Below are 26,317 nucleotides of genomic sequence, written 5' to 3'. Positions count from 1 at the left end.
CCGATAGGATTTCGCCCATGGCGGCCACTGGATCAGAGCAGAAGGGGCAGAAGGCGTACTACGTCTCCACCCCCATTTATTACGTGAACGACGCTCCCCACCTGGGCCACGCCTATACGACCGTCGCGGGCGACGTGCTCACGCGCTGGCACCGTCAGCGCGGCGAGAAGGTGTGGTACCTCACCGGCACGGACGAGCACGGTCAGAAGATCATGCGCACCGCGGAGGCGAACGGGGTCTCGCCGCAGGAGTGGTGCGACAAGCTCGTCGAGGAGGCCTGGAAGCCCCTCTGGGAGCACCTGGACATCGCGCACGACGACTTCATCCGCACCACGGAGAAGCGCCACACCGACCGCGTCCAGGAGTTCGTGCAGGACCTGTACGACAAGGGCGAGATCTACCAGGGCGGGTACGAGGGCCCTTACTGCGTGCCCTGCGAGGAGTACAAGACCTACGCGGAACTCCTCGACGGCGAAGGCGACTTCGAGGGGCAGAAGCTCTGTCCCATCCACAAGAAGCCGGTCGAGATGCTGAAGGAGGAGAACTACTTCTTCAAGCTCTCGGAGTACGGCGAGAAGCTCCTCGCGCACTACGAGGCGAACCCGGACTTCATCCAGCCCGAGTCCGCGCGCAACGAGGTCATGCAGTTCGTGCGCCAGGGCCTGGAGGACCTCTCCATCTCGCGCTCGACCTTCGACTGGGGCGTCAAGATCCCCTGGGACGACAAGCACGTCATCTACGTGTGGATCGACGCCCTCCTCAACTACGCGACGGCGGTCGGGTACGGCTCCGACCAGAAGAAGTTCGAGGAGACCTTCCCCGCCGACGTCCACCTCGTCGGCAAGGACATCCTCCGCTTCCACGCCGTCATCTGGCCCGCGATGCTGATGGCGAACGGACTGCCGCTGCCCCAGCGCGTCGTCGCCAACGGCTGGCTGATGGTCGGCGGCGAGAAGATGTCCAAGTCCAACCTGACGGGCATCTCCCCGCAGCAGCTCACCGAGCACTTCGGCGTCGACGCCTACCGCTGGTACTTCCTGCGCGCCATCGCCTTCGGCCAGGACGGCTCGTTCTCCTGGGAGGACTTCTCCGCGCGCTACACCAGCGAGCTGGCGAACGACTACGGCAACCTGGCCTCGCGCGTCGCGGCCATGGTCGGCAAGTACTTCGGCGGCACCCTCCCCGACGGCGCCCCCGCGCACGGCGACGCCGAGCAGGTCCTCGTGGACGCGCTCGCGAAGGCCGCCGCGGACGCCGACGAGAAGATCGGCGACCAGCTCGACTTCGCGGGCGGCATCGCGGCCGTCTTCGACTTCATCAAGCTGGTCAACGGCTATCTGACGGAGCAGGAGCCCTGGAAGGTCGCCAAGGACAAGAGCGACGAGGCCCAGGCCCGCCTCGCCACGATCCTCTACACGGCCGCCGAGTCGCTGCGCGCCTGCGCCGTGCTGCTCAACGCCGTGATGCCCACGACCTCCCAGAAGCTGTGGGACTCCCTCGGCGCCGAGGCGTCCCTGGGCGCCCTCGCCGACCAGCCCGCCGCCGACGTGGCCCGCTGGGGCCAGCTCCCGGCCGGGTCCACGGTCACCAAGGGCGCGGTGCTCTTCCCGCGCCTGGAGGAGCCGAAGGCGTAACGGCCGTACGGACACGGGAAGGGCCCGGAACCGGTTCACCGGTTCCGGGCCCTTCCGCTTCACGTACGCCCGTTACTTCACGTTCCACAGCAGCGGGTTGCGCAGGTCGCCCGCCCACGCGACCTGCTTCGGCTGCGTGCCCTCGGGCAGCAGGAACGTGGTGCAGAGGGAGTCGGTCATCCCGGCCTTCCACGTCTTGTCGTCGTCATCGGCCGGGCAGCCGCCCTTGATGTCGGACGCGCCGATGGCGATCAGCTTCTTGCCGGGCTTGTCGTCGTCGCCGAGGACCCGCGCCTTGATGTTGAAGTCCGGCTGGTCGAGCTTCTGGGCCGACTTCACGTTGTACTTGAAGTAGACGAAGACCGGGTACATGCCCTTGACGTCCTTGCCCTTGAGCCCGGCCGCGAGCAGGTCGGCGTTGGCGCCCTTGTCCACCTTCTGCGCCGTGATCTGGAGCTTCGCCTTCCCGGAGCTCATGTCGTATTCGTGCGTGCCGGGGGCCGGCTGGCCGAGGGTGAGGGGCCCGGACGGCGCCTCCTCTTCCTGCTCCTTCTCCTGGGAGCCCTGCTCGGTCTTGTCGGCCGAGGACGACTTGCCCTTCTTCCCGCCGCCGTCCGACGAGTCGTCGTCGGAGCCGCAGCCGGTGAGGGCGAGCGCGAGGACGGTGGCCGGAACGACGGCGCGGAGGAGCGCCTTCCTGCCGTGCGACATGGGGTGACACCTATCCGTAGTGGGGAACGCGTGAGTAAAGAGAGTCTAAAGAAGGCTGTGTGACAGCTGTGTCCGGGTTCCGGTACGGGCCGGTCCGGTACCCCGGCACCCGTTCCCGGTTCCCGTTCCAGGCAGCTCATATTTCCGCAGGTCAAAGGGTGTTCTGCCGTTCCAGCGTCCCTATCTCCCGGAGATCGTTGCGGTCCGGGCGGCGCCTCCCGGAAGCTTTTTCCCAGCAAGCACGAACCGTTCACTCCGGGGGGAGAACCCAATGCGTAAGAGCCTCATCCGCACCACCGCGCTGGCCGCCACCGCGATCGCCGCCACCTTCTCGCTGACCGCCTGCGGCAGCGGCGACAAGTCCGACGACGCGTCGTCCGACACCAAGACGACGACCGTCTCCGACAAGAAGGACATCAGCACGGAGAGCGGCGGCTCCGACAAGAACAGCGCCGACGGGATCGGCACCCGGAGCGGGGGCGGCGTCGAGCAGACCTGCGGGGCGAACGACCTCTCCTGGCACGTCTCCAGCAAGACCCAGGCGGGCGGCTACTACCAGCTTGAGGTGAAGGCCAGCGAGGGCACGACCTGCTGGCTCCCCGCCGAGCTGCCGTGGGCGGCGTTCAAGCCCTCGGGCGGCAGCGAAGCCCCCGAGATCGTGGCGAAGCCCGCCGAGCAGTCGGTCGGCAAGGCCATCAAGCTGAGCGGCGACAAGGCCGCTTACGCCGGTGTGAACCCCAAGTCGGTCAACCAGGACGGCGGGAAGATCGCGGTGGAGCTGCGGCACAAGGTCAGCGAGAGCGACAAGACGGCCTACCGCAGCGGCCCCATCGGCAAGGTGGAGGTTCTGAGCCCGGAGGTCACCAACTGGCACACGGACCCGCAGGACGCGGTGCCCGGCATCTACTGACAGGCCCGCACGAACGCGGACCACGCGGCCCCCGAGAACAGGAGCGTTCCGTTCTCGGGGGCCTTGCTGTCCCGTACGGGGACGGCACCGGGCACGTCGTCCGAGACCTCCAGGCAAGAGCCGCCCTGCGCGTCGCTGTACGACGACTTGCGCCAGGTCAGGGCTCGTTCGAGGGAGGAGGTGGGCATTCGTACCGCTCCTTCAGCGTCGACCTGATCAGATCCCGGCTCTCCTCCTGGGGGAGGGAGCTGACGATCAGGCGGTCGTAAGTCATTGCGTACTGCTTCACAGTCTGCGCCGACTCTACGACCTCGCCCAGCCCGGCTCCCGCGAGATAGGCGACCCCTGGCCCGTCGGGGAAGTCGAGCAGCGTCACCGGGCCGTCCATCATGGCGTGGTGACCCGCTTCGAGCGGCAGGATCTGCAGCTCGACGTTCGGCTTCGCGGAGACCATCAGCAGGTGGTTGAGCTGGTCGCGCATCACGGACGGGTCGTCGCCGAACGGCCGCATCAGGATCGTCTCGTCGAGGATCAGCCACAGGGACATGGGACACGGGCCCTCCAGCAGGCTCAGCCGACTGGTCCGCCCTTCCACCAGCCGCTTCACCGCCTCGTCCGAGAGGCCCGGGTCGTACGCCCGGAACAGCGTCGCCGCGTACTCAGGCGTCTGCAGCATCCCGTGCACCAACTGCGGCGCGAAGTACCGCATCCGGCAGGCGCGGCGCTCCAGGTCGAGGTAAGGGCGCACCCACGAGGGATGGTTGAGCCGGTTCATATGGAACCAGGCCACGTTCAGCTCGTCGCCCGCCTCCAGCGTGCGGTCGAGATCCTGGGTCAGGGCCTCGTTCGGCGGGTCCGTCGCCAGCTCGATCTGGGCGACGCGCGTCGGGGAGACGTAGAGCCGGTCGGCGAGGTCCTGCTGTGTCCAGCCGTACCCCTCCCGTAGGCGCCGGACCTGGGAGCCGAGGGCCGCGGCCAGGGACGCGCGGGGGTCGAGTTCCTTGGGACGGGCCATGCGCGCCCTCCTTCTCTCCAACGGCGGCGTCAATCACAAGAGTTGAAGCGGTTACCCCTGGTGAGCGTATCGACACACAAGCAGCATCGGTGGTGGCACAGAGCAACTGGCCATGAAGGAGAGTGAGATGGCCACCTCCGTTCGCGAAGGCGACAACAACGACCAGCCCCGTCCGCAAGACGGGCACGAAAGGCTGCGTGAACGCGTACGGCGGCGGAACCGGGACTCTAGCGAGGACAGGTCGGGCAAGCGGGGTGAGGCAATGTTTCTGCTGATGAACCCGGGAGTGTGTTGCCGTTGTGAGCTGCGTGTGACGCAGCGTGCGCTGATCGCGATCATCGAGACGGGTTCGGGGGCCGGTGGAAGCGCGTACGCCTGTCTGCCGTGTGCGCGGGAGTACGCGAAGACCCCGCTCGCCCCCGAGTGGCTGCCCGAGGTCATCGAGGAGGCGCAGGAGGCCCACGAGGCGCAGGAGGGGCCAGAGGACGGTGGGGGCGGTGGGGTCGTTGTGCGGATTCACCCGTAGTTCACCCTGCCGACGCCCGGCGGCGGACCTTCGCCCATAGCGTCACGCTTCGCGGCTGTCGTTCGGAATCCGGAGGAAACCCATGCCTAAACCGCTGCCCTTGCTGGTCTCGCACCCGGGCGGGAGATCAGCGATGACCTGCCGCTACCGGTGTGGTGACGCCTGCTTCCACGAGGTGCCCAACACCAGTGACAACGAGTACGTGGGCGACGTCGTCGCGCGTGCCCTCTCCCGTCGCTCGGTGCTGCGCGCCGGTGCGGTCGTCGGCGCCACGGTGGCGGCCGGCGCCGCGCTCGGCGGCGGGCCCGGCGCGACGCCCGCCGCGGCGGCGCCCGTCGCGGAAGCGGAAGGCGCGAAGAAGCACGGCGGCAAGCCCGCGAAGGGGCTGCGCTTCGAGCCCGTCGAGCCGAACACCACCGACGCCGTGACCGTCCCCGAGGGGTACGCGCAGGGCGTCGTCATCCGCTGGGGCGAGCCGATCCTGCGCGGGGCTCCCGAGTTCGACCCGGCGAAGCAGAGCGCGAAGGCGCAGGCGGGGCAGTTCGGCTACAACAACGACTTCCTCATGCTGATGCCGCTCGACTCCGGCCACGGCCGCACCGAGCACGGCCGCCAGCTCCTCGTGGCCAACCACGAGTACACCAACGAGGAGCTGATGTTCGCGGGGTACGACCCGAAGAAGCCGACCCGCGAGCAGGTCGAGATCTCCTGGGCCGCGCACGGCCTGTCGGTCGTCGCCGTCGAGGAGAAGCGGACGTCGGGCGCGCTCAAGCCCGTACGCGGTCACCACCTGAACCGGCGCTTCACCGCCACCACGCCCTTCCGCGTGACGGGCCCGGCGGCGGGCGGCGAGCTGCTGCGGACGAAGGCGGACCCGAGCGGCCGCAAGGTGCTGGGCACGCTGAACAACTGCTCCGGCGGCACCACCCCGTGGGGCACCGTGCTGTCGGGCGAGGAGAACTTCAACCAGTACTTCGCCAACGCCGAGAAGGTCACAGAGCCCGAGCGCGCGAAGACCCTGAAGCGGTACGGCTTCGAGGGCGCCGCCAGCGAGCGGCAGTGGGAGAAGTACGACGAGCGCTTCGACCTGACCAAGGAGCCGAACGAGCCGCACCGCTTCGGCTGGGTCGTCGAGATCGACCCGTACGACCCGCACTCCACGCCCCGTAAGCACACCTCGCTCGGGCGCGTGAAGCACGAGGCGGCGCAGGCCCGGCTGACCCCGGACGGCCGCGCGGTCGTCTACATGGGCGACGACGAGCGCTTCGACTACTTCTACAAGTTCGTCTCCAAGAAGAAGATGATGCGCGGCCACAGCGCCGCGGCGCGGCAGCACAACATGTCGCTGCTGGACGAGGGCACGCTGTACGTCGCCAAGCTGACCGGCGACAGCCCGGAGAGCGAGATCGACGGGACCGGGAAGCTGCCGGAGGACGGCGAGTTCGACGGCAAGGGCGAGTGGATCCCGCTGGCCAGCGGCGAGCAGTCGTTCGTGCCGGGGATGACGGCCGAGGAGGTGTACGTCTTCACGCGGCTCGCGGGCGACAAGGTCGGCGCGACGAAGATGGACCGCCCCGAGGACGTCGAGCCGAGCCCCCGCAACGGCCGGGTGTACATCGCGCTGACGAACAACACCGACCGCGGCAAGGACGGCAAGGCGGGCCCCGACGAGGCCAACCCGCGCAAGAACAACAAGCACGGACAGATCCTGGAGCTGGCCGAGCACGGCGACGACGGGCGCTCGACCCGCTTCCGCTGGCGGCTCTTCCTGGTCTGCGGCGACCCGGAGGACCCGGGCACGTACTTCGGCGGCTTCCCGAAGGACCAGGTCAGCCCGATCTCCTGCCCGGACAACGTGACCTTCGACCCGTACGGGAACCTGTGGATCTCCACGGACGGGAACGAACTGGGCTCCCATGACGGCCTGTTCGGCGTCGCTACGGAGGGGAAGCGACGAGGACAGGTCCGCCAGTTCCTGACGGTGCCGAAGGGCGCGGAGACGTGCGGCCCGCTGGTCCAGGAACGGCGCGTGCTGGTCGCCGTCCAGCACCCGGGCGAGGTCGACGGCGCGAGCGTCGAGAAGCCCGCCTCGACCTGGCCCGACGGCCCGGGCGAGTACGTCCGCCCGTCGGTCGTCGCGGTCTGGCCGGAGAACGGCGGCCGCGTGGGCGCGTAGCGCCAAGCCGTGAGGACGCGCGTGGAGGTCCGGACCCGCCGGGGCCGTGGGGGTCGGGACACGCCGCGCGCGTCTCGCGCGTCTGCGCGTCAGCCGTGAGAGCCGGGCGAGCCGCGCCGCGGCGCGCGGTCCGCGTTGCGCCGTGCCGACCGCGTGCGACGTGTCGGCCGCGTGAGCGGCGTTGAGATGTGTCAGCCGCGTCAGCCGCGGTCGATCGTTCGCGACGGGCTGGCGTCGTGCGGGTCGAGGGCGATGACGTACGTTCTCGCGTCATCGCCCTCGCCCGTGACCAGGCGTACGCGGTCCGGGCCCGACCAGGTGGCGGTGGTGAGGGCGTTGGAGGCGGCGTCGCCGTTGAAGTCCCCGATCCGCCGGCGGCGTTCGGTCAGGCCCGAGCCCTCGTGGACGTAGACCCGCCAGCGGGGGTCGAGCGTGCCCGTCCCCTTCTCGACCACGAGGTGCCGGTCCGTGTGCCGGGGTGCCGCCTCGTCCTGTGTCACCTCGGTGCCGCCCGTGAGTCCGGACAGGGCCAGCGCCGCCAGCGCTGCGAGGACGAGCGTTCCGGCGCAGACGGCCGCGAGCGTCCGTACGGCCCTGTTCCGTACTCCCAGGAGCACGGCCGCCGTGAGGGCGCCGAGGCCCAGCAGGGTGAAGAGCGCCGGGTGGTGCAGGGTGCGGGACAGGAGCAGCAGTCCGCCGGGCCGGGCGGACCACGCGCCGACGCCCCCGGCGACCGCGCACAGCGCCGCGCCCGCGACCAGTCCCGGCACCGCGCGCCGGCGGCGCCGTTCCGTCAACTCCACGTATGCGTACCCCCGTTCGACAGGGACTGTAGTGCCTCGGCTATCGACGGGTGCGTCTCGCTGCCCGCGCGGATGACGCGGAGCAGGCGGCGGGTGGGGCGCGGGGCGCCCTCCAGGGGGGTCCTGGCCACCGGGAGGTTCTCCGGGATGCTGACGAGGCGGGGCACGAGCGCGATGCCGAGGCCGTGCCCCACCAGGTTCGCGCGGAGCGAGAAGTCGCGGGCCTGGTGGGCGATGGTCGGCGTGAACCCGGCGGCGCTGCACGCCGCGAGTTCGAGCTGCCGGGCCGAGGTGCCCGGCATGCTGACGATCCACCGCTCGTGCGCGAGGCCGCCCAGCGCGACGGTGTCGTGCGCGGCCCGCGGATGGTCCCGGTGCGTGAGCAGGTCGTACGGGTCGTCGAAGAGCGGCTCGTGGGCGAAGCGGGCGTCGCCCTGCGGCGGGTTGCTCGGCGTGGACTCGACGACGGCGAGGTCGGCATCCCCGGAGAACAGCAGGTCGTAGCAGTCCGGGGGCTCCGCTTCCCGGATCTCGACGGTGAGTTCGGGCCAGTCGGACTGGAGGCGGGCCGCGAGGGGCGCGAGGAGTGTGCAGGCCGCTGTGGGGAACCCGGCGAGGCGCAGCACGCCGCTGGGTGCCGAGGACTGGGCGGCGTGCAGCTCGCCCTCGGCGCGCTGCCAGTAGCGCTCGATGTGGTCGGCGTGGCGCAGCAGGCCGCGCGCGGCCGGGGTGAGCCGGACGCGCCGCCCGTGCGGTTCGAGCAGCTCGACGCCCAGCTCGGCGGCGAGCCGCCGGATCTGCTGCGAGGCGGCGGACGGCGTCATGTGCACGGTCTCGGCCGCGGCCGTCACGGTGCCGTAGTGCGCGACGGCGCGGAGCACGGCCAGGCGGCGCAGATCAATCATGAAGCCGTTGTACACGGTTCCGCGAAAAAATCGAACCTGGATGTACACGTTCCCGGCCCTGATGCTGGCAGGGACGGACCGTTTCCCTCGCACCCCCTCCGGAAGGAGCGCTTCCCCATGTCCTCGTGCCCGTACTGCGGTTGGCCCGACGAGGAGCAGCCCGCTCAGATCGTCTCCGAGCACCCCACGGGCGACGGCGCCACGCGGTGGACGCGCTGCTGGTGCGGCTCGCTCCAGATGCGGCACGTGACCCGGGACGGAGAGCAGCGGATCACCGTCCGTGGGCGCCCGCAGCGCGCAGTGGCGGGGTGAAATGCCCCGTGCGAGCCTTTTCGTATGGAACGGACCAAGATCCTGATCGTGGGCGGCGGCTTCGCGGGGGTCGAGTGCGCCCGCGGCCTGGAGCGCGGCCTGCAGCCCCACGAGGCGGAGATCTCGCTGGTCACCCCGGCCAGCTACGAGCTGTATCTGCCGCTGCTCCCCCAGGTGGCCGCCGGGGTCCTCACCCCGCAGTCCGTGGCCCCGCCGCTGCGGCGGGTGCTGCACAGGACCGGCATCGTCCCCGGCATGGTCGTCGGCATCGACACCCGCGACCAGGTCTGCGTGATCCGGCTGATCTCCGGCGAGCTGGTCAACCGGCGCTACGACAAGCTGGTCCTCACCCCCGGCAGCGTCACCCGCAGTTTCGACATCCCGGGGCTCGACGAGCACGCGCGGGGCATGAAGACGCTCGCGGAGGCGGCGTACGTCCGTGACCACGTCATCGCGCAGCTCGACCTGGCCTGCGCCAGCCACGACGAGAAGGAGCGGGAGGGACGGCTCCAGTTCGTCGTCGTCGGCGGGGGGTACGCGGGCACGGAGACCGTCGCCTGCCTCCAGCGGCTCACCAACGCGGCGGCCAAGCGCTATCCGCGCCTCGACCCGACGCAGGTCAAGTGGCACCTGCTCGACGTCGCGCCGAAGCTCATGCCGGAGCTGGGCGACAAGCTCGGGCGGCGCGCGATGAAGATCCTCCAGTCGCGGGGGACGCATGTCTCCCTCGGCGTCTCGGTCGCGAAGGCCGAGGAGGACACGATCACGCTGACCGACAACCGCGTCCTGCCCTCCCGCACCCTCATCTGGACGGCGGGCGTCGCCGCCAGCCCTCTCATCGGCACGCTCGACGCGGAGACGTGGAAGGGGCGGCTGATCGTCGACTCGGACCTGACGGTGCCCGGCTGCGAGGGCGTCTTCGCGCTCGGCGACGCGGCGGCCGTCCCCGACCTGGCCAAGGGCGACGGCGCGGTCTGCCCGCCCACCGCGCAGCACGCCTCCCGGCAGGGCCACCACGCGGCGCGGAACCTGATCTCCTCGCTGCGCGGCATGCCGACGACCCCGTACCGCCACAAGGACCTCGGGCTCGTCGTCGACCTCGGCGGCACGGACGCGGTGGCGCGGCCGATGGGCTTCGAGATGTCGGGCCTGCCCGCGCAGGCGGTCACCCGCGCCTACCACCTGCTGGCCCTGCGCACGTTCACGGCCCGCTTCCGTACGGTCGCGAACTGGGGCCTCAACGCCCTGACCGGCGACGACTTCCTCCGTACGGGCTTCCTCTCCCGCCGCCCCGCCACGCTCCGTGACATGGAGGCGACGGACGCCTACCTCACCCCGGAACGGGCCCGCGAGCTCGCGGAGGACCAGAACGGTCAGAGCCGGACCGGCTAGAGCCAGCCGTTGCGGCGGAACGCGCGGTACATCAGCACGCACGTCAGCACGATCGTCACCAGGACCACCGGGTACATGAACGGCCAGTGCAGCTCGGGCATGTGGTCGAAGTTCATCCCGTAGATGCCGCACACCATCGTCGGGACGGCGACGATCGCGACCCAGGCGCTGACCTTCCGCATCCCCTCGTTCTGCGCGGCGGTCACCTGGGCGAGGTTGGCCTGGAGTATGGAGTCGAGGAGGGCGTCGAAGGCGGCGATCTGCTCGACGGCGCGCGTCAGATGGTCGTGGACGTCGCGGAAGTACTTGCGGATCTCGGCGTCGATCAGCCGGTTCGGCTGCCCGGACAGCGCCTCCAGCGGGCGCGCGAGCGGCCCCACCGCGCGCTTGAGCTCCAGCAGTTCCCGCTTGAGCTGGTAGATGCGGCCCGTGTCCACCTCGCCGATCCGCGCGTCCTCCTCGTTCGGCGAGAACACCTCGCTCTCCAGCAGGTCGATGTCGTCCTGGAACGAGTCGACGACGTCGAGGTAGTCGTCCACGACATGGTCCGCGATGGCGTGCAGCACCGCCGCCGGGCCCTGCGCGAGCTGTTCGGTGTCGCGCTCCAGGGTCTCGCGCAGCGGGCCCAGCGAGCCGTGGGGCCCGTGCCGCACGGTGATCACGAAGTCGGCTCCGGCGAACACGGTGATCTCGCCGGTGTCCACGACCTCGCAGGTCGCGGTCAGTTCCTCGTGCTCGACGTAGCGCACCGTCTTGAAGACCGCGAACATCGTCGACTCGAACCGCTCGACCTTGGGCCGCTGATGCGCCGCGATCGCGTTCTCCACCGCCAGCGGGTGCAGGCCGAACAGCTCGGTGAGCCGTGCGAACTCCTCCTCCGTCGGCTCGTGCAGCCCGATCCACACGAACGCGGACGCGTGCGACGACGCGCGCACGTACCGCAGGGCCTCCTCCGGCGTACGGTCCCCGAGCTTGCGCACCCCGTCCTCGTACGCGGCGCAGCGCACCACGGAGGTGCCGAGGGGGGAACGCGAGGGGTGGGCGAGGTCCACTCCCTGGCGCGGAACACGGGCGCGGACCACCCGCCGCAGACTGCGCACGACCGGGACCGACGGCATGGGGGGCTCCTTCGGACTTGAGCGGTCAGTTTGCCACGGGCCCTCGCGTACGCGACACAGCTCCGCCCCGCGCAGCAGACGGGGCGCCGATTGCGCCCCCGGGAGTACGGCCGTGTGCTCCTTCCGCCGGACGCGACGGCGGCGCCCGCCCGGGAGAGTGGGCGTGCCGGAGTCCAACGGCTCAGGGGAGGCACGGAGATGACGGTGGAGAGCGACACGGGGACCGATACGGGGACCGGAACGGGTGAACTGGAGGATTTCGGGCGGCGGTGGGCCAAGGCGGAGCGGGAACGGGACACCGACGCCCTGGAAGCGCTGCTGGCCCAGGACTTCCAGGCGGTGGGCCCGCGCGGCTTCCTCGTCGACAGGGAGCAGTGGCTGGACCGCTACGCCTCGGGGGCGCTCGTCCACGACGCGTTCACGTGGGAGGACGTGGAGCTGCGGCGGTACGGGGACGGGGCCGTGGCCCTCGGTGTGCAGAGCCAGCAGTCGACGTACGACGGGCGGGACGTCGACGGGCACTTCCGGGTGACGCAGTACCTGACGCGGGTGTCGGGCGTATGGCAGCTCGCCGGGCTCCACCTGAGCCCGATCGCCGGGACCCCGGCGGGGTGAGGCGCCCGGGCGCCCCGCGCGGAAGGGCCCCGGGCGGGTGCCCGGGGCCCTTCTCGTGTCCTGCCGCGGCGGGGGTCAGCCCATCGCGTTGAGCGACTCCTCGCTCTGGTTCATGCGGGTGGGGAACTTGTCCTTGCACAGCGGGACGGAGCCGACGTTGTCCACCCAGCGCGCGGAGACCCAGCGCTCGATGGCGCGCAGCTTGTACCAGTAGGTGTTGCCGCTGACGTACTGCGCGTGGACCTTGCAGTCCAGGCCGACCTTCGCGCCCTTCTTCAGCACGCCCTTCGCGGAGGAGTCCGTGCTGGGGTACTGGCGGATGTTGAGGCTGCTCGCGGTGACGACGCCGTACGGCTTGGCGGGGGCGGCGGCCGGGGCGGCGTCCGCGGAGTGCGCGGAGGGCGCGGCGGCGGCGACGCCGGAGCCGGCCAGCAGGCCCGCCGCGACCAGGGCTGCGGCGCGGGCGGTGTAAGAGACGGCAGTCATCTGTCGTCTCCCCCTTTCTTCAAGGAAACGGACGAAAGTGATGAAAAGCCACTTCGGCCCGTAGCTTAGAAGCCCGCGTCCCGGAATCCGCCGCGACACCACCTGAAGGGGCCCGGCGGCCCCGACGTCACCCGGAGAGCCCCGGCACGAGCACGACCTTGCCGGTCGTCTCGCGCCGCTCCAGCGCGGCGTGCGCCTCGGCGGCGCGCTCCAGCGGGAACGTCTGTACGGCGGGCACCAGGCGCCCCGCCGCCGCCTCCTTCAGCGCGAGTGCCGCGAAGTCCGTGCCGGTCGTGCCGTCGCTCTGCCGGGAGAGCATGATCTCCAGGGCGTCGACCCAGGCCACGCCGCGCGCCGCCAGTTCGTCCCTGCCCGGCGCGAACTTCTCCCGGGAGATGGCCCCGTACGTGAGGTGCCGTCCGCCCTCGCCCAGCAGCCCGAACGCGGCGCGGCTCTTCTCGCCGCCGACGCCGTCGAGCACGGCGGTCACCGAGCGCCCCCCGGCGTGCTCCGCGAGCCAGCCGGAGACGGTCTTCTCCCACCCCGGGGCGTTGTAGTCGACGGCCAGGTGGGCGCCCAGTTCGCGGACGGCCGCCGTCTTCCCCGGGCCGCCCGCGGCGCCGATCACGGTCGCGCCGAGCGCGGTGGCGTACTGGACGACGAGCCGCCCGATGCCGCCCGCCGCCGAGTTGACGAGCACGACGTCGTCGGCGGTGAGACCGGCGATGTCGAGCACGTCGAGCGTCGTGTTCCCGGTGACGACCATGGCGACGGCGGCCTCGTGGCTCAGTCCCGTCGGGACCGGGTGGAGTCCCTCGACATCGGCGACGGTCAGCTCCGCGTAACCGCCGGGCGTGCTGCGCGCGGTGACCACGTCGCGCCCGGCCCAGGACGGGTCGACGCCGGGGCCGACCGCGTCGACGGTGCCGGAGACCTCGCCGCCGAGGACGGCGGGCAGTTCGGGGAGCGGCGGCATCTCCGCGTCGGGGACGGCGGCGCGCATCACCGTCTCGATGGCGTGGACGCCCGCCGCGCGCACGGCGATCCGCACCTGGCCCGGACCCGGCTCGGGGTCGGGCAGGGTCTCGTAACGGAGGTTCTCGGCGGGACCGAAGGCGTGCAGGACGACGGCGTGCATGGGTGCCTCCCGGCAGGGTGGGGCGTGACGCGCGGCCGGGACGGCCGCGTCGTGCGGTGTGGCACCCACGCTCCTACTTGAACTTCACTTCAAGTCAAGCCTTCGGCCGGAACGTCCGCGTCCCCGCCGCCAGCGCCCCCGCGGCCAGCGCCACCGAGACGGCGGCCCCCACCGCGACCGCGCCCGTCGCGTACTGCCCGGCGAAGACGTCGCGCACGGCGTCGACCGTGTACCGGAACGGCACCGCGCGGGAGATCCCGTCGAGCCAGCCCGGCGCGAGCGACATCGGCAGCAGCACCCCGGACAGCAGCATCGCGGGCATCACGGCCGTGTTGGCGACGGCCGAGAACGCGGGCACGCTCTCCGTGCGCATGCCGAGCCCGTACGAGAGCGCCGAGAGGCCCGCGGAGAGCAGCGCGGCGAAGACGAAGCCCAGCATGACCCCGGCCAGCGGCGCCCGCAGCCCGAACGCCAGCCCGAGCAGCACCAGCAGCACCGACTGCGCGGTGAGCTGGACGACGTCCCGCAGCACCCGCCCGAGCAGCAGCGCGAACCGGCTGACGGGCGTGACCTGGAGCCGCTCCAGCACCCCGAGCCGCCGCTCCATGATCAGCGCGAGCCCCACGTACGAGCCGCCCAGCAGCGAGAGCTGGACCACCAGCCCCGGCACCAGGCTGTCCCAGGCGCCGCCGCCGGTGCCCTCGGCGGTGGGCAGCCCGTCCAGCAGCGGGCCGAAGAGGAGCAGGAAGAGAAGGGGCTGGAGCATCCCGAAGAGGAGGTTGGTCTTCGAACGGAGGGTCGCGCGGGCGCACCGCCCGAAGACGATCCCGGTGTCGGCGAGGAACGCGGGGAACTGACGCATGGCGAAGGCTTCCAAGGGTGGGGTGGGGGTGGGAGTGGTGGCGGTCAGACGGCGGCGGGCGCCGCGGGCGTGGGCGCGGCGCGCCCGGTGACGGCGAGGAACGCGTCCTGGAGGCTGGCGCCGGCCGAGCCCGCGTACGCGGACTTCAGCTCGCGCGGCGTCCCCTCGGCCGCGATCTCCCCGTGGTCGACGATCACGACGCGGTCGGCGAGCGCGTCCGCCTCGTCGAGGTAGTGCGTGGTGAGGAAGACGGTCGTGCCGTGCTCGGCCCGTACGCGCCGCACCAGGTCCCACAGGTCGGCGCGGCTGCCGGGGTCGAGCCCCGTCGTCGGCTCGTCCAGGAAGAGCACCTCCGGCCGGTGCACGAGCCCGGCGGCGATCTCCAGCCGCCGCCGCTGGCCGCCGGAGAGCGCGGCCGTCGGCCGGTCCAGCAGCTCGGTCAGCGCGAGCTCCGCGGCCAGCTCGTGGGCGCGCTCGGCTGCTTCGGCTTTCGGGAGCCGGTAGAGCCGCCCCTGGGTGACCAGCTCCTCGCGGACCGAGCAGCCCGGGTCCATGCCGCCCGCCTGGGAGACGTACCCGATGCGCGCCCGTACGGCCCCCGGGTCGCGCAGCAGGTCGCGGCCGACGACCGTGGCCTGCCCGCCGCTGGGCGGGAGGAGCGTGGTGAGCATCCGCAGGGTGGTCGTCTTCCCGGCGCCGTTGGGCCCGAGGAAGCCGAGGATCTCGCCCGTACGGACGGTCAGGTCGATCCCGCGCACGGCCTCGACGGGGCCCTGCTTGGTGGCGAACGTACGGCGCAGGCCGACGGTGCTGATGACGGGTGGCATGGGTCCTCGCTTCTCCGGTCTCCGGGGGCTGTCCAGAAAAGCAGAACATACTGCAAGTTTGCAACGCACTTCATTTTTGGACCGGGATACACTCCACCCATGGCCGTGGCGGAGGAGAGCAGGCGTGAGCGCAAGAAGCGGCAGACCAGGCGGCACGTCTCGGACGTCGCGACCCGCCTCTTCACGGAGCGCGGCTTCGACAAGGTGACCGTCGCCGAGGTCGCCCGCGAGGCGGACGTCGCCGTCAACACCGTCTACAACTACTTCCCCGCCAAGGAAGACCTCTGCTTCCCCGCCCACGAGACCAGCGTCGGCCGCCTCGCCGGGATCGTCCGCGAGCGCGCCCCCGGCGCCTCCGCCGCCGACGCGGTCTTCGCCCGCCTGCGCGAGGAGGTCGCGCGCCGGGAACCCTCACTCGGCCTCACCCCCGGCTTCGGCAACTGGCTCGCCATGGTCCGCGCCGCACCCACCCTCACCGCCCGGCTGGAGCGGCTCGCCGACGAGATGACGGACGCGCTCGCCGACCGCCTCGCCGAGGAGACGGACGCCGCGCCCGGCGACCCGCGCCCCCGCCTCGTCGCCTCGCTGCTCGGCTGGGCGCACGCCCACGTGCTGCGCGAGATCAGCGCCCGTACGGCCGAGGGCGACGGCCCGGACACCGTCGCGGCGAAGACGGAGACGCTGCTCGACGCGGTGGAGGGAGCGCTCAGCGAGGACGTACGGGCGTACGCGCGCCGCCCCCGGGAGGACGCGGGTTCGGAAAACCCGAACCCCTGACAGGGGTGGTGCCGCCATACCCCTGTGACCTGCGCGTTCGTAGCGTCGAGGACATGCGAACAGAGAGCGCGGGCGCGGTCGACGCGGCCCTCACGATGACCCGGGTGACCCGGCGGCACGGCCGCGGCGCCACCGCCGTGCACGCGCTGCGCGGCGTCGATGTCGCGCTGCGGCGCGGCACGTTCACCGCCGTGATGGGGCCCTCGGGCTCGGGCAAGAGCACGCTGCTGCAGTGCGCGGCGGGGCTGGACCGGCCGACGTCGGGCAGCGTCTCGCTCGACGGGCGCGAGCTGGCCCGGATGGGAGAGCGGCGGCTGACGCGGCTGCGGCGTACGCGCGTCGGCTTCGTCTTCCAGTCCTTCAACCTGCTGCCCACCCTCACCGCCGAACAGAACGTCATGCTCCCGCTCCGCCTCGCCGGTGCCCGGCGCGGCCGTGACCTGCGCGCACGGGCCCGCACCGCGCTCGACCGCGTCGGCCTCGCCGAGCGCGCCGCCAGCCGCCCCGCACAGCTCTCCGGCGGCCAGCAGCAGCGCGTGGCCCTCGCCCGCGCGCTGGTCACCGAGCCGGAGGTGGTGTGCGCCGACGAGCCGACCGGCGCGCTCGACCCCGGCACGGCCGAGGGCGTCCTCGCGCTGCTGCGCGGCGCGGTCACCGAGCTGGGCGCGACGCTGCTGATGGTCACCCACGACCCGGTGGCGGCGGCCTGGGCCGACCGCGTGCTCTTCCTCGCGGACGGCCTGGTCACGGACGAACTGGCGGTGCCCCGGGGCGCGGACGCCGTGGAGGAGATCGCCGGTCGCATGCGGCGCCTGGGCGGCGCGGGTGCCCCGGGGGTGCCGGTGGTGGCGGCATGAGTCTCGCGCTGGGGAACGGGCTCGCGCGTGCCTCCGTCCGCGCCCGGCCCTCCGCCTTCGGCGGCGTCTTCGCGGTCTTCGTGCTCTCCTCGACGGTCGTCACCTCGTCCGTCGCGGTCTGGCGCACGGCCTCCGCCGTACCGGACGGGGCGCTGAGCACGGACCGGCGCGAGGCGCTGACCAGCATGGGCGCGGGCTTCACGCTCGTCACCGTCTACCTCTCCTTCTTCGTCATCGGCCAGGTCATGGGCCTCGCCGTGGCCCAACGGGCGCGCGAGAACGCCCTGTTGCGCGCGGTCGGCGCGCTGCCCTGGCAACTGCGCCGCATGGTCGCCGTCGAGGCCCTGCTCACCGCGCTGCCCGCGCTCCCCGTCGGTTACGTGCTGGGCCGGTGGCTGGCGGGCGTGTGGTGCGAGGGAATGGCGGGGCAGGGGCTGTTGCCGCGAGGCGTCGAGTTGCGGGTCGGCTGGCCGCCGCTGCTGGTGTCGGCGGCGGTGCTGGTCGTGACCTCGCAGATCGGCGGCGTCATCGCGGCCCACCGCGCGGCCCGCGCACGCCCTTCGGCGGCACTGGGCGAGGCCGCGTCGGGCGGACGCGCGGGCCTCGGGCCCGTACGGGCCGTGGGCGCGGTCCTGGCGCTGGGCGGCGCGGCGGCGCTCACGGCGGCGACCCTCTCGGCCCCGGCGGACGAGGCGGCGGAGCACCTTCCGCTCGTCCTCCTCGCGTACCTCGTCGCGGTCGGCCTCGCGGGGCCCGCGCTCGGTCGCCTGGCGGCGGGCGTCTTCGGGCTGCTCCTGCGGGCGCTGGGGGACCGGGCCGAGGGCGAACTCGCCGTCTCCCACGCCCGCGCCCACACCCGCCGCCTCTCCTCGGCGATCGCGCCGGTCGCGCTGATGGTGGCGTTCTCGCTGGTCAAGTTCGCGGCGATGGCCGGTCAGGACGGTGACCCGTCCTGGATCGACCTCTACGCCACGGCCCTCTACGCCGGGTTCGCCGCGCTCGTCACCGTCAACACGATGGTCATGCTGACCGCTGAACGGGGGCGCGAGATCGCTCTTCTCCGCGCGGTCGGCACGTCCCCGGGGCAGATTCTCCGGGCCCTGTCGCTGGAGGCGCTCGTGGTGACGGCTGCGGGCCTCGCCTCCGGGTCCCTGATCGCCCTCACCCTGGACCGCACGCTGGGTACGGCCACGTCCTTCGCCCTCTCCTCTCTCCCGCCCACGACCTGGCCAGCCCTCTCGACGGCAACGGCTCTCCTGATCCTCACCTCCACCCTGACCCCCATGCCCTGGCTCCTCCGGAGGGGAACAAGTGGGTAGGGGGTTGCTCTGCTTCTCCCCCCGCCCCTCTGAGCTTGGGAGCTATGCGCTTCTCCCTCCGCCCCCTGCGAAGCTTGGGAAGTCTGCTCCCTCCGCCCCCGCTGAGCTTGGGAAGTCTGCGCAAGGCGCAGGGTTGGCAAGCGCAGCCCCCTGCGCCGGGTGCCCCGCGTATAGAGCCGCGCCCGGGGTGCCCCGGGCTGTGCTTCGCGGGCTGCGGCCGCGTCGTGGCTTGTCGCGCAGTTCCCCGCGCCCCTGAGGGAACAGGGGCAAGCCCCGGTGTGTCGTGACCGGGCGCGCCCACGCGGCGGAGCCGCACATCAAACACAGCCCCGCGCCCCTGAGGGCAAAGGGGCGAGCCCCGAAGTGTCGTGACCCGTCGCGCCCACGCGGCGGAGCCGCAAAACGAACACAGCCCCGTGTCCCTGATCGGGCAAGCCCCGAAGTCTCGGACCGGGCGACACAGCCCCGTGCCCCTGGAGGGGCAAGCCCCGAAGTGTCGTGATCGGGCGTGCCCCGGGGCACAGGGTGGGGCCCCATACTTGACGGCGCCCACAGAAAGCCGTGCTGGAGAAGATGAGACGTCTCGTTTATGCGCCGCTGGCACTCGTGCCGGCTCTGCTCGGCCTGCCCCTCACGGCGCTGCTCGCATACGGCGGCGCCCTCTGCGTCACGCGGCTCGGGCCGCCCCTGCTCTCGCTGATCCTGACCGGAGCCCGCCCCCTCTTCGCCCTGCACAGGCACCTGCTGCGCACCTTCCTCGGGGAGCGGATCGAACCGCCGGACCAGCCCGAGCGCGTACGGGACACGGTCACCGACCGCGCCTCGTGGCGCGCCGCAGCGTACGCCGCGCTCAGCGCGCCCCTCACCCTTCTCCTCTTCGTCTGCCAAGTGCCCGTCCGCCTCTACGCGCTGGCGGCCGTCGCCTACCCCCTCTGGTTCCGCGCCGTCCGCCAGGACGGGCACGACGGCATCGGCCTCCCCGGCGGTGCCCCGCTGGACACGGTGCCGCGCGCGCTGGCCGTCGCGGTGTGCGGCGTCGCGCTGTTCGCGGCGGCGACCTGGCTGGGACGGCACCTGACCACGCTCGTACGGATGACGGCCGGTGCCCTCCTGGGACGGCCCCGCGAGGACGCGGAGAGCGCGCGCATGGCGGGCCGTATCCACGATCTGGAGGAGACCCGCGCGCTGGCCGTACGGGACTCGGCCGCCACCCTCCGCCGTATCGAACGCGACCTGCACGACGGCGCGCAGGCCCGGCTGATGGCCGTCGCCATGGGTCTGACCCGCGCCAGCGGAGCGCTCTCACCCGGCCGTACGGACACCGGCAAGGCCCGCGCGCTCGTCGACTCCTCGCTCGCCGACGCCCGTACGGCGCTGGAGGAGCTGCGCGACCTCGTACGCGGCATCCACCCGCCCGTCCTCGACAACGGGCTCGACGCCGCCCTCGCCTCCCTCGCCGCCTCCGTCCACCCGCCGCCCCGCGTACGGCTGCGCACCGCGCTGCCCCCGCACCCGCGCCCGCCCGAGGCCGTCGAGACGATCGCGTACTTCTGCGCGGCCGAGCTCCTCACCAACGCGGTCCGGCACGCCTCCGCGAGCACGGTCGGCATCGACGCCGAACTCGCCCCGGACAGCGGCCTGCTCATCCTCACCGTCCGTGATGACGGCATCGGGGGCGCCTCCACCGCCAAGGGCTCGGGGCTCGCGGGCCTCGCGGAGCGCGTCCGTACGATCGACGGCACGCTGGCCCTCGACAGCCCGCCCGGCGGCCCGACCACCGCCACGGTCCGCCTCCCCGTACCGGAAGAGGACAGATGCGCATCGTGATCGCCGAGGACGCCGCGGTCGTACGGGAGGGCCTCGTCGGCCTGCTCGGCGACCGGGGTCTGGACGTCGTCGCCGCCGTCGGCGACCCCGACGCGCTCCTCGCCGCCGTCGACGAGCACCGGCCCGACGCCGTGGTCGCCGACATCCGGATGCCGCCCACGCACCGCGACGAGGGGCTGCGCGCCGCCGCCGAGATCCGGCGCCGCCGCCCGGGGACGGGGGTGCTGCTCTTCTCCCAGTACATCGAGACCCGTTACGCGGACACGCTGCTCGCGGACGGCGCGGAGGGCATCGGCTATCTGCTCAAGGACCGCGTGCTGGACGTCGACGACTTCGTGGACGCGCTGCACCGGGTCGTCGCGGGCGGTACGGCGCTGGACCCGGACGTCGTCGCGCGGCTCTTCGCGGCCCGCGCCGACTCCGCCGCCGAGAGCCTCGAATCGCTCACGGCGCGCGAGCGGGAGGCGCTGGAGCTGATGGCGTCGGGCCTGACGAACGCGGCGATCGCCGCGCGGATGGACATCTCGCAGCGGGCCGTGGAGAAGCATGTGGCCACGATCTTCGACAAGTTCGCGCTGCCGCGCACGGCCCAGGAGCACCGGCGCGTGCTCGCCGTCCTCCGCTACGTCCGGGTGTCGACCGAGGGAGCCTGAGAAGTCTGGTCCAGACCTATTGACGAAAGGTCTGGACCGCAGAACCCTCCCCGCATGACGACTCGGACTCGAACCCGAAGACGACGACCGTGGTACGTGCTGGGAATCGGCGTGGTGCTGGCATGCGTCGTCCAGCTCCTCACGGTCGGAGCGCCGAACGCGGCGGAACGTCCGTCCCGTGCACAGGCCCCCGACACCTGTCCCGTCAAGGGCAAGCCCTCCGGCAAGGTCCTCCAGGGCTACTGGGAGAACTGGGACGGCGCCGCCAACGGCGTCCATCCGCCCTTCGGCTGGACCCCGATCGCCAACCCGGCCATCAAGTCCCACGGCTACAACGTCCTCAACGCCGCCTTCCCCGTGATCCGTTCGGACGGCACGGTGCTGTGGGAGGACGGCATGGACTCCACCGTCAAGGTCGCGACCCCGGCCGAGATGTGCGAGGCCAAGGCCCAGGGCCAGACCCTCCTGATGTCCATCGGCGGCGCGGCGGCGGGCATCGACCTCGGCTCGCGCGCCGTCGCGGACCGCTTCATCGAGACCATCGTGCCGATCCTGAAGAAGTACAACTTCGACGGCATCGACATCGACATCGAGACCGGCCTCACCGGCAGCGGCAGCATCAGCCAGCTCTCCGCCTCGCAGGCCAACCTCATCCACATCATCGACGGCGTCCTCGCCAAGATGCCCCCGGAGTTCGGCCTGACGATGGCGCCGGAGACGGCGTACGTCACGGGAGGCAGCGTCACGTACGGCTCGATCTGGGGCGCGTACCTCCCGATCGTCAAGAAGTACGCCGACAACGGCCGCCTGTGGTGGCTGAACATGCAGTACTACAACGGCAGCATGTACGGCTGCAGCGGCGACTCGTACTCCGCGGGCACCGTCCAGGGCTTCACCGCCCAGACCGACTGCCTCAACAAGGGCCTGGTCGTCCAGGGCACCACGATCAAGGTGCCCTACGACAAGCAGGTGCCCGGCCTGCCGGCGCAGCCCGGCGCGGGCGGCGGCCACATGTCCCCGTCCCTCGTCTCCCAGGCGTGGAACCACTACAACGGCCAGCTCAAGGGCCTGATGACCTGGTCCCTGAACTGGGACGGCTCGAAGAACTGGACGTTCGGCGACAACGTGAAGCGCTTGCAGGGCCGTTAGAGCGCCGAGCGGAGGTTCTCGTGGGCCCAGGCGGCAAGCGTGGTCGGGGTCGTGGTGAGAGGCGACCGGCTGTCGTGGGGCACCCGCCCCTCCAGCATCCAGGACGTCATCCCCACCACGTCCTCGACCTGCTTGTCGCCGAGCCCCGCCCCGCGCAGCACCTCGCGCAGCGCGTCCTCGGAGATCTGCTCGGCCCGCACCTCGCGCCCCGTCGCCCGCCCGACGACGCGCGCGGCGTCCGCGAACGACAGATCCTCGGGCCCGTGCACCCCCTGAGAGGAGACCCCCTCCCAGCCCCGCGACAGCAGTCGCGCCGCCGCCACGTCCCCGATGTCGCGGGGGTCCACCCACGGCAGCGCGTGGTCGACGGGCAGCGTGGAGCGCAGCACTCCGGCGCGCAGGTCGTCGAGCATCCCGAAGAGGTTGGTGTAGAAGTACCCGCACCGCAGATGCAGCACGGCGCCCCCGTGCCCCGCCGCTGCCTCCTCCAGCAGCTCCTCGGTCCGCCCCAGCCCGTCGATCTCCCCGGCCCCGGAACGGAATTCGGCCCCGCCGCTGCTGAGGAAGACGGTGCGCCCGATCCGGTTCTCCCGTACGGCCAGGGCCCCGTTGGCCCCCATGCGCGCGTACCCGGCCGCCGGGTCCTCGTCGCCCGTCGGGGGATCGACCCAGAACAGGGCGTCGGCCCCGGCGGTCGCCCGTACGACGGCCTCCGCGTCCCCCTGGTCGCACGCCACGGCCTCCACCCGCTCCCGCAGCTCCTCCGGCAGCCGTCCCGGATCCCGCGCCAGTACGACGGGGCGCACCCCCGCCTGCGTCAGCAGCCGCGCGACGCGCGAGCCCACATGCCCGGTGGGCGTCGTCACCACGATCTTCACGGACGTCCTCCTCCTTGATCGGCCCCTGTCGTCGCCCTCGTATCGTCAGCTCATGACGCGAACGGAATGGACTCTGGGGACGGTTGAACGGATCTGGCGCTATCCGATCAAATCCATGGGCGGGGAGCGACTGCATTCGGTGCGCGTCGAGACGCGCGGCCTGGCGGGGGACCGGCTGTACGCGGTGCGCGACGCGCAGGGCAAGTTCGGCTCCGGCAAGAACACCCGCCGCTTCCGCCGCATGGACGGCCTGCTGCGGCTGGCGGCGCGCTACGAGGATCCCGGCGCGGAGGCCGCCCCCGTCCTCCTGGCCCCGGACGGCACGGAGGTCCCGGACCCCACCCCGTACCTCCGTGCCCATCTGGCGCGCGAGGACGTCGAACTGGCGAGGGAGGGCGCGATCTCCCACTTCGACCAGCTCCCCGTCAGCGTCCTGACGACGGCGACGCTCGACTGGGTCCGCGAGGCCGTCCCCGCCGCCGTCGTCGACGAACGCCGCTTCCGCCCCAACCTCCTCATCCGCACCCCGCCCGGCACGCGCCCCTTCGTGGAGGACGACTGGTTCGGCCGCCGCGCGCGACTGGGCGAGGACGGTCCGGTGCTGGAGTTCGTACGCTCCAGCGAACGTTGCGTCATGACGAACGCGCCCCAGCGCGGCCTGCCTCCCGCCCCCGGCGTCCTGCGGGCGATCGCCCGCGCCCACGACAACCGCCTGGACGCGCTGGCGCGCGTGACCGAACCGGGAATGCTCTCGCTGGGAGCCGAACTGACCCTCCTCCCACCCCTCCTCCCACCCGCACCGCCGGATCACCGGAACTGATCCAACTACCAGCGGAATGAAGCCACTTGGCTTGCTCGACCGGCCCTCGCGCATGGCAGTATCACCCTCTGCAAGCAAGGGAATTCGCAATCCGCAAGGGGAACGTGAGTGAAGACGAAGCGCTGGGCGTCGCTGGCCGGAGCCGCCGGAGCAGCCGGGGCCGTGATCGGCCTGGTGGCCGTGGTGGTGCCCGCCGACGCGGGCGAGAACGGGGACGGGGGCGGGAGCGGGAGCGGGGGCGGTACCCGCGCCGCGGGCTGGCGGCAGGTGGACACCGGCACCCCGGAGAAGGCCCCCGCGGGCTTCGACCTCGTCGAGGAGACCGCCTCGGGGGACGTCATGGCGGTGGACGAGCGCAACCAGGCCGTTCGCTGCTGGAACGGTGCGAAGTGGCTGACCGTGGACCGCGTCCCGATCCCCGAGACCCCCGGCCGGGCCATCAGCACGGTCGGCGGCGCCTCCTGCGAGAACCTCTACGTCTTCGACCAGCAGGAGACCCCGCAGCGCTGGCACTGGAACGGCGCGAAGTGGAGCCATGTGCCGAGCGGCGGCGAGTACGCCATGACGACGGTGCGCGCCTTCGCCGCCGACGACATCTGGGCGGCGGGCCACATAGCCACCGGCGACCTCCGCCACTACGACGGCACCGCCTGGCGCGAGCAGAAGCTCCCCGACATCAAGATCGAGAAGCTCGCGGGCACCTCCGGCAAGAACCTCTGGGCCCTCGGCGAGACGCCCGGCTACCCCTCGAAGCCCGTCGCCTACCGCTGGAACGGCACCGCCTGGAAGCAGGCGCCCCTCCCCGCCGCCTGGGACGGCACGCCTCACGAGCAGGTCACCTCCGCCGCCGACGACATCTCCGTCTTCGGCACCACGACGGAGGACGGCTACCTCCACTACGACGGCAAGGCCTGGACCTACGAGAAGCTCCCCGTCAAGGGCTACGTCCACGGCGCCACCGCCGCCAAGGGCACCCTCTGGCTCGGCCTCTACGACGAGTTCCTCCGCCGCGACTCCGACGGCACCTGGACGAAGGAACCCCTGCCCCAGACGGACACCCTGAAGAACCTCAAGATCCAAGACCTCGCCACCGACCCCCGCACCCCCACCCCCTTCGCCGCCGGCACCCTCCTCAAGGGCGAGACGCCGACGACGGCGGTGATGCTGCGGGGCGAGGGCTGACCGCCGCCGTATAAAAGGCGCTACGCTCGTTCTATACGGCACCGTATAGAACGAGCGTGAGGACAGGGGCCGATCATGAGACTTCCCCGTAGTGCGTACACGGCCCGTTCCTGGCGGGCGCACGAGGTTGCCGGTGACTTCGCCGTCGAGGACGTCTGGGCGCTGCCGACGCCCGGGGGGCGGGACGACTTCGGCGTGCTGGTCGAGCAGATGGCGGGCGGCGACACGGCGTACCGCGACGGCCTCGTCGCCCGATTCCTCTTCGCCGTCCGCTGGAAGCTCGGGGCCCTGCTCCGGCTGGACCGGGACGGCGACGGCGTCGGTACGCGCGTCATGTCGCTGCGCGACCGCCTCCCCGCCGATCTCCGCGAGGGCCCCCAGGGCCCCGGCTTCGCCACGTTGCCCTTCACCTCCGTCTTCCAGACGGAGGACGAGTGGCTGGCGGAAATGGCCAACCGGACGGTCCACGGCGCCCTGCACCTCGGCTGGGTGCCCGACGGAACGGGCGTCCACCGGGCCCAGATGACGGTCCTCGTCAAGCCGAACGGCCCGCTCGGCGCCGCCTACATGCTGGGCATCAAGCCCTTCCGGTACGTCGGGGTCTACCCGGCCCTGCTCCGCTCGATCGGCGAGGAGTGGGAGGCGCGGGAGTCGCGGGAGTCGCGGGGGCCGGGCGCCGGGAAGCGCGGCGTGGCCTGAGCGCCATGGCCGTCGTCCAGGTCGTGCGGCATGCCCCACCCCTCGGCGAGCCGTGACGGCCGTACGTTGCGGCCGCCGCCGAAGAACTCGCAGAACTTCATGATCAACGGATCCCAGGCCACCGGATCCACGTAGTGCGTGCCCGGAATCACCAGTTCCTTCTCCACATGGGCCCGCACGACCCGCACCTGGAACGCCGTGGCGTCCGGCTCCCGCCCCGGATCCGGATCGCCGAACGGATGGTGCGCGGTCACCACGCACTCCAGCTGCACGGGACACTCCCCGACCCGCGGCGCCCGTACGGTCTCCGCCGCCTGCTCGCTCAGCCCCGCGGCCCCGAACTTGTCGCGCTCGTACCGGTATCCCTGCCGCACCCGGTACTCCGGGATCTCCCGCCGCCCCGTCAGCAGCGCCAGCCGGTCGACCGCGTCGGCCATCGACGACGGCGCCAGATTCAGCACGCACTCCCGCTCGCGCCGCAGATTGGCCGCCGTCTGCGAGTTGTTCCCCATGCCGAGCATGCAGGAGTCCCCCAGCCACCAGGCCGAGGACATCGGCGCGACGTTCGGCGACCCGTCCTCGTTCCGCGTCCCGAGCAGCACGACGGGCGTCCCGAAGTACAGCACCTTCAGATCCACGACCTCGTGCACAACTCCCCTTCCGCCGTCACCCGATCCACCACGCCTCACTGTGCGCGACGGCGCCCCGGAACTCCGGCGGGAACCG

General features: G+C 72.0%; 28 protein-coding genes. 16 read left to right on the top strand and 12 right to left on the bottom strand.

All coding sequences use genetic code 11. The features are described from left to right. The first annotated feature begins 17 nt into the window (after window positions 1–17). The gene (gene metG, locus ACGF3A_RS09850) at window positions 18–1,634 is read left to right on the top strand and encodes a methionine--tRNA ligase (RefSeq protein WP_393727729.1); all 1,617 of its coding nucleotides are present in this window, start codon (window positions 18–20) and stop codon (window positions 1,632–1,634) included. Between the two features lie 72 nt (window positions 1,635–1,706). Here the strand turns inward: metG and ACGF3A_RS09845 are convergent, their stop codons facing one another. Beyond that, entirely contained in the window at window positions 1,707–2,345 is a 639-nt protein-coding gene (locus ACGF3A_RS09845) for a hypothetical protein (protein WP_393727727.1), read from the bottom strand. Between the two features lie 271 nt (window positions 2,346–2,616). Here ACGF3A_RS09845 and ACGF3A_RS09840 point away from each other — a divergent pair, with 271 nt between their 5' ends. Further along, a complete protein-coding gene (locus ACGF3A_RS09840; RefSeq protein WP_393727725.1) occupies window positions 2,617–3,255 on the top strand; it encodes a DUF4232 domain-containing protein in 639 nt (212 codons plus the stop codon). Here ACGF3A_RS09840 and ACGF3A_RS09835 read toward each other — a convergent pair. Continuing rightward, a complete protein-coding gene (locus ACGF3A_RS09835; RefSeq protein WP_393727723.1) occupies window positions 3,249–3,443 on the bottom strand; it encodes a DUF397 domain-containing protein in 195 nt (64 codons plus the stop codon). The genes ACGF3A_RS09840 and ACGF3A_RS09835 overlap by 7 nt on opposite strands. Beyond that, window positions 3,413–4,270 carry a Scr1 family TA system antitoxin-like transcriptional regulator gene (locus ACGF3A_RS09830; protein ID WP_393727721.1) on the bottom strand — a complete coding sequence of 286 codons (858 nt, stop codon included), beginning with the start codon at window positions 4,268–4,270 and terminating at the stop codon, window positions 3,413–3,415. The genes ACGF3A_RS09835 and ACGF3A_RS09830 overlap by 31 nt, the downstream gene beginning before the upstream one ends. Window positions 4,271–4,580: 310 nt before the next feature. Here ACGF3A_RS09830 and ACGF3A_RS09825 point away from each other — a divergent pair, with 310 nt between their 5' ends. Together ACGF3A_RS09825 and ACGF3A_RS09820 are read left to right on the top strand one after the other, a co-directional pair. Further along, on the top strand, window positions 4,581–4,796 hold the full coding sequence (locus ACGF3A_RS09825) for a hypothetical protein (RefSeq protein WP_393727719.1): 216 nt from the start codon (window positions 4,581–4,583) through the stop codon (window positions 4,794–4,796). An 82-nt stretch (window positions 4,797–4,878) separates the two neighbouring features. Next, window positions 4,879–6,972: a PhoX family protein gene (locus tag ACGF3A_RS09820; protein WP_393727717.1), complete on the top strand. Its 2,094-nt coding sequence runs from the start codon at window positions 4,879–4,881 to the stop codon at window positions 6,970–6,972. 200 nt (window positions 6,973–7,172) lie between these two features. On the opposite strand, the gene ACGF3A_RS09815 is transcribed toward ACGF3A_RS09820, so the two are convergent. Together ACGF3A_RS09815 and ACGF3A_RS09810 are read right to left on the bottom strand one after the other, a co-directional pair. Next, entirely contained in the window at window positions 7,173–7,775 is a 603-nt protein-coding gene (locus ACGF3A_RS09815) for a hypothetical protein (protein ID WP_393727715.1), read from the bottom strand. Continuing rightward, on the bottom strand, window positions 7,766–8,680 hold the full coding sequence (locus tag ACGF3A_RS09810) for a LysR family transcriptional regulator (RefSeq protein ID WP_393727713.1): 915 nt from the start codon (window positions 8,678–8,680) through the stop codon (window positions 7,766–7,768). The genes ACGF3A_RS09815 and ACGF3A_RS09810 overlap by 10 nt, the downstream gene beginning before the upstream one ends. A gap of 117 nt (window positions 8,681–8,797) precedes the next feature. Here ACGF3A_RS09810 and ACGF3A_RS09805 point away from each other — a divergent pair, with 117 nt between their 5' ends. Both ACGF3A_RS09805 and ACGF3A_RS09800 read left to right on the top strand, forming a co-directional pair. Beyond that, window positions 8,798–8,992, top strand: a complete 195-nt coding sequence (locus tag ACGF3A_RS09805; RefSeq protein WP_393727711.1) for a hypothetical protein — start codon at window positions 8,798–8,800, stop codon at window positions 8,990–8,992. Between the two features lie 24 nt (window positions 8,993–9,016). Beyond that, the gene (locus ACGF3A_RS09800) at window positions 9,017–10,384 is read left to right on the top strand and encodes an NAD(P)/FAD-dependent oxidoreductase (RefSeq protein WP_393727710.1); all 1,368 of its coding nucleotides are present in this window, start codon (window positions 9,017–9,019) and stop codon (window positions 10,382–10,384) included. Here ACGF3A_RS09800 and ACGF3A_RS09795 read toward each other — a convergent pair. Then, on the bottom strand, window positions 10,381–11,502 hold the full coding sequence (locus ACGF3A_RS09795) for a magnesium and cobalt transport protein CorA (protein WP_393727708.1): 1,122 nt from the start codon (window positions 11,500–11,502) through the stop codon (window positions 10,381–10,383). The genes ACGF3A_RS09800 and ACGF3A_RS09795 overlap by 4 nt on opposite strands. 198 nt (window positions 11,503–11,700) lie before the next feature. Here ACGF3A_RS09795 and ACGF3A_RS09790 point away from each other — a divergent pair, with 198 nt between their 5' ends. After that, window positions 11,701–12,117 (top strand): nuclear transport factor 2 family protein, encoded by a 417-nt coding sequence (locus tag ACGF3A_RS09790; RefSeq protein ID WP_393727706.1) that lies wholly within the window; start codon window positions 11,701–11,703, stop codon window positions 12,115–12,117. Between the two features lie 75 nt (window positions 12,118–12,192). Here the strand turns inward: ACGF3A_RS09790 and ACGF3A_RS09785 are convergent, their stop codons facing one another. The 4 genes from ACGF3A_RS09785 to ACGF3A_RS09770 form a co-directional block, all read right to left on the bottom strand. Next, entirely contained in the window at window positions 12,193–12,603 is a 411-nt protein-coding gene (locus ACGF3A_RS09785; RefSeq protein ID WP_393727704.1) for a hypothetical protein, read from the bottom strand. A 127-nt stretch (window positions 12,604–12,730) separates the two neighbouring features. Beyond that, entirely contained in the window at window positions 12,731–13,741 is a 1,011-nt protein-coding gene (locus ACGF3A_RS09780; RefSeq protein WP_393727702.1) for a zinc-binding dehydrogenase, read from the bottom strand. A 94-nt stretch (window positions 13,742–13,835) separates the two neighbouring features. After that, window positions 13,836–14,603 (bottom strand): ABC transporter permease, encoded by a 768-nt coding sequence (locus ACGF3A_RS09775; RefSeq protein ID WP_393727700.1) that lies wholly within the window; start codon window positions 14,601–14,603, stop codon window positions 13,836–13,838. A 44-nt stretch (window positions 14,604–14,647) separates the two neighbouring features. Then, window positions 14,648–15,430, bottom strand: coding sequence for an ABC transporter ATP-binding protein (locus ACGF3A_RS09770; protein ID WP_393727699.1), 783 nt, complete (start codon window positions 15,428–15,430; stop codon window positions 14,648–14,650). A gap of 99 nt (window positions 15,431–15,529) precedes the next feature. Between ACGF3A_RS09770 and ACGF3A_RS09765 the strand changes: the two genes are divergently transcribed. The 6 genes from ACGF3A_RS09765 to ACGF3A_RS09740 all read left to right on the top strand — a co-directional run bounded on the left by ACGF3A_RS09765 (window position 15,530) and on the right by ACGF3A_RS09740 (window position 22,012). Continuing rightward, window positions 15,530–16,207, top strand: coding sequence for a TetR/AcrR family transcriptional regulator (locus ACGF3A_RS09765; RefSeq protein ID WP_393727697.1), 678 nt, complete (start codon window positions 15,530–15,532; stop codon window positions 16,205–16,207). A 53-nt stretch (window positions 16,208–16,260) separates the two neighbouring features. Continuing rightward, window positions 16,261–17,064, top strand: coding sequence for an ABC transporter ATP-binding protein (locus ACGF3A_RS09760; RefSeq protein WP_393727695.1), 804 nt, complete (start codon window positions 16,261–16,263; stop codon window positions 17,062–17,064). Beyond that, window positions 17,061–18,383, top strand: a complete 1,323-nt coding sequence (locus tag ACGF3A_RS09755; protein WP_393727693.1) for an FtsX-like permease family protein — start codon at window positions 17,061–17,063, stop codon at window positions 18,381–18,383. The genes ACGF3A_RS09760 and ACGF3A_RS09755 overlap by 4 nt, the downstream gene beginning before the upstream one ends. 606 nt (window positions 18,384–18,989) lie before the next feature. Next, window positions 18,990–20,210 (top strand): sensor histidine kinase, encoded by a 1,221-nt coding sequence (locus tag ACGF3A_RS09750; protein ID WP_393727691.1) that lies wholly within the window; start codon window positions 18,990–18,992, stop codon window positions 20,208–20,210. Then, window positions 20,198–20,863 carry a response regulator gene (locus tag ACGF3A_RS09745; protein ID WP_393727689.1) on the top strand — a complete coding sequence of 222 codons (666 nt, stop codon included), beginning with the start codon at window positions 20,198–20,200 and terminating at the stop codon, window positions 20,861–20,863. Before ACGF3A_RS09750 ends, ACGF3A_RS09745 begins: the two co-directional genes overlap by 13 nt. Before the next feature lie 54 nt (window positions 20,864–20,917). After that, window positions 20,918–22,012: a chitinase gene (locus ACGF3A_RS09740; RefSeq protein ID WP_393727687.1), complete on the top strand. Its 1,095-nt coding sequence runs from the start codon at window positions 20,918–20,920 to the stop codon at window positions 22,010–22,012. Here ACGF3A_RS09740 and ACGF3A_RS09735 read toward each other — a convergent pair. Continuing rightward, entirely contained in the window at window positions 22,009–22,890 is an 882-nt protein-coding gene (locus ACGF3A_RS09735; RefSeq protein ID WP_393727686.1) for an NAD(P)H-binding protein, read from the bottom strand. The genes ACGF3A_RS09740 and ACGF3A_RS09735 overlap by 4 nt on opposite strands. A gap of 52 nt (window positions 22,891–22,942) precedes the next feature. Between ACGF3A_RS09735 and ACGF3A_RS09730 the strand changes: the two genes are divergently transcribed. The 3 genes from ACGF3A_RS09730 to ACGF3A_RS09720 all read left to right on the top strand — a co-directional run bounded on the left by ACGF3A_RS09730 (window position 22,943) and on the right by ACGF3A_RS09720 (window position 25,591). Next, window positions 22,943–23,710 (top strand): MOSC domain-containing protein, encoded by a 768-nt coding sequence (locus ACGF3A_RS09730; protein ID WP_393727684.1) that lies wholly within the window; start codon window positions 22,943–22,945, stop codon window positions 23,708–23,710. A gap of 108 nt (window positions 23,711–23,818) precedes the next feature. Continuing rightward, window positions 23,819–24,892, top strand: coding sequence for a hypothetical protein (locus tag ACGF3A_RS09725; RefSeq protein WP_393727682.1), 1,074 nt, complete (start codon window positions 23,819–23,821; stop codon window positions 24,890–24,892). A gap of 75 nt (window positions 24,893–24,967) precedes the next feature. Further along, a complete protein-coding gene (locus tag ACGF3A_RS09720) occupies window positions 24,968–25,591 on the top strand; it encodes a DUF2867 domain-containing protein (RefSeq protein WP_393727680.1) in 624 nt (207 codons plus the stop codon). On the opposite strand, the gene ACGF3A_RS09715 is transcribed toward ACGF3A_RS09720, so the two are convergent. After that, on the bottom strand, window positions 25,495–26,241 hold the full coding sequence (locus ACGF3A_RS09715; RefSeq protein WP_393727678.1) for a flavin reductase family protein: 747 nt from the start codon (window positions 26,239–26,241) through the stop codon (window positions 25,495–25,497). The two genes, ACGF3A_RS09720 and ACGF3A_RS09715, sit on opposite strands and share 97 nt — an antisense overlap. Window positions 26,242–26,317 lie beyond the last annotated feature (76 nt).

It is taken from the genome of Streptomyces sp. NPDC048172, from assembly GCF_043202595.1.
Taxonomy (GTDB): domain Bacteria; phylum Actinomycetota; class Actinomycetes; order Streptomycetales; family Streptomycetaceae; genus Streptomyces.
This window is presented reverse-complemented; position numbering and strand designations above follow the sequence as displayed.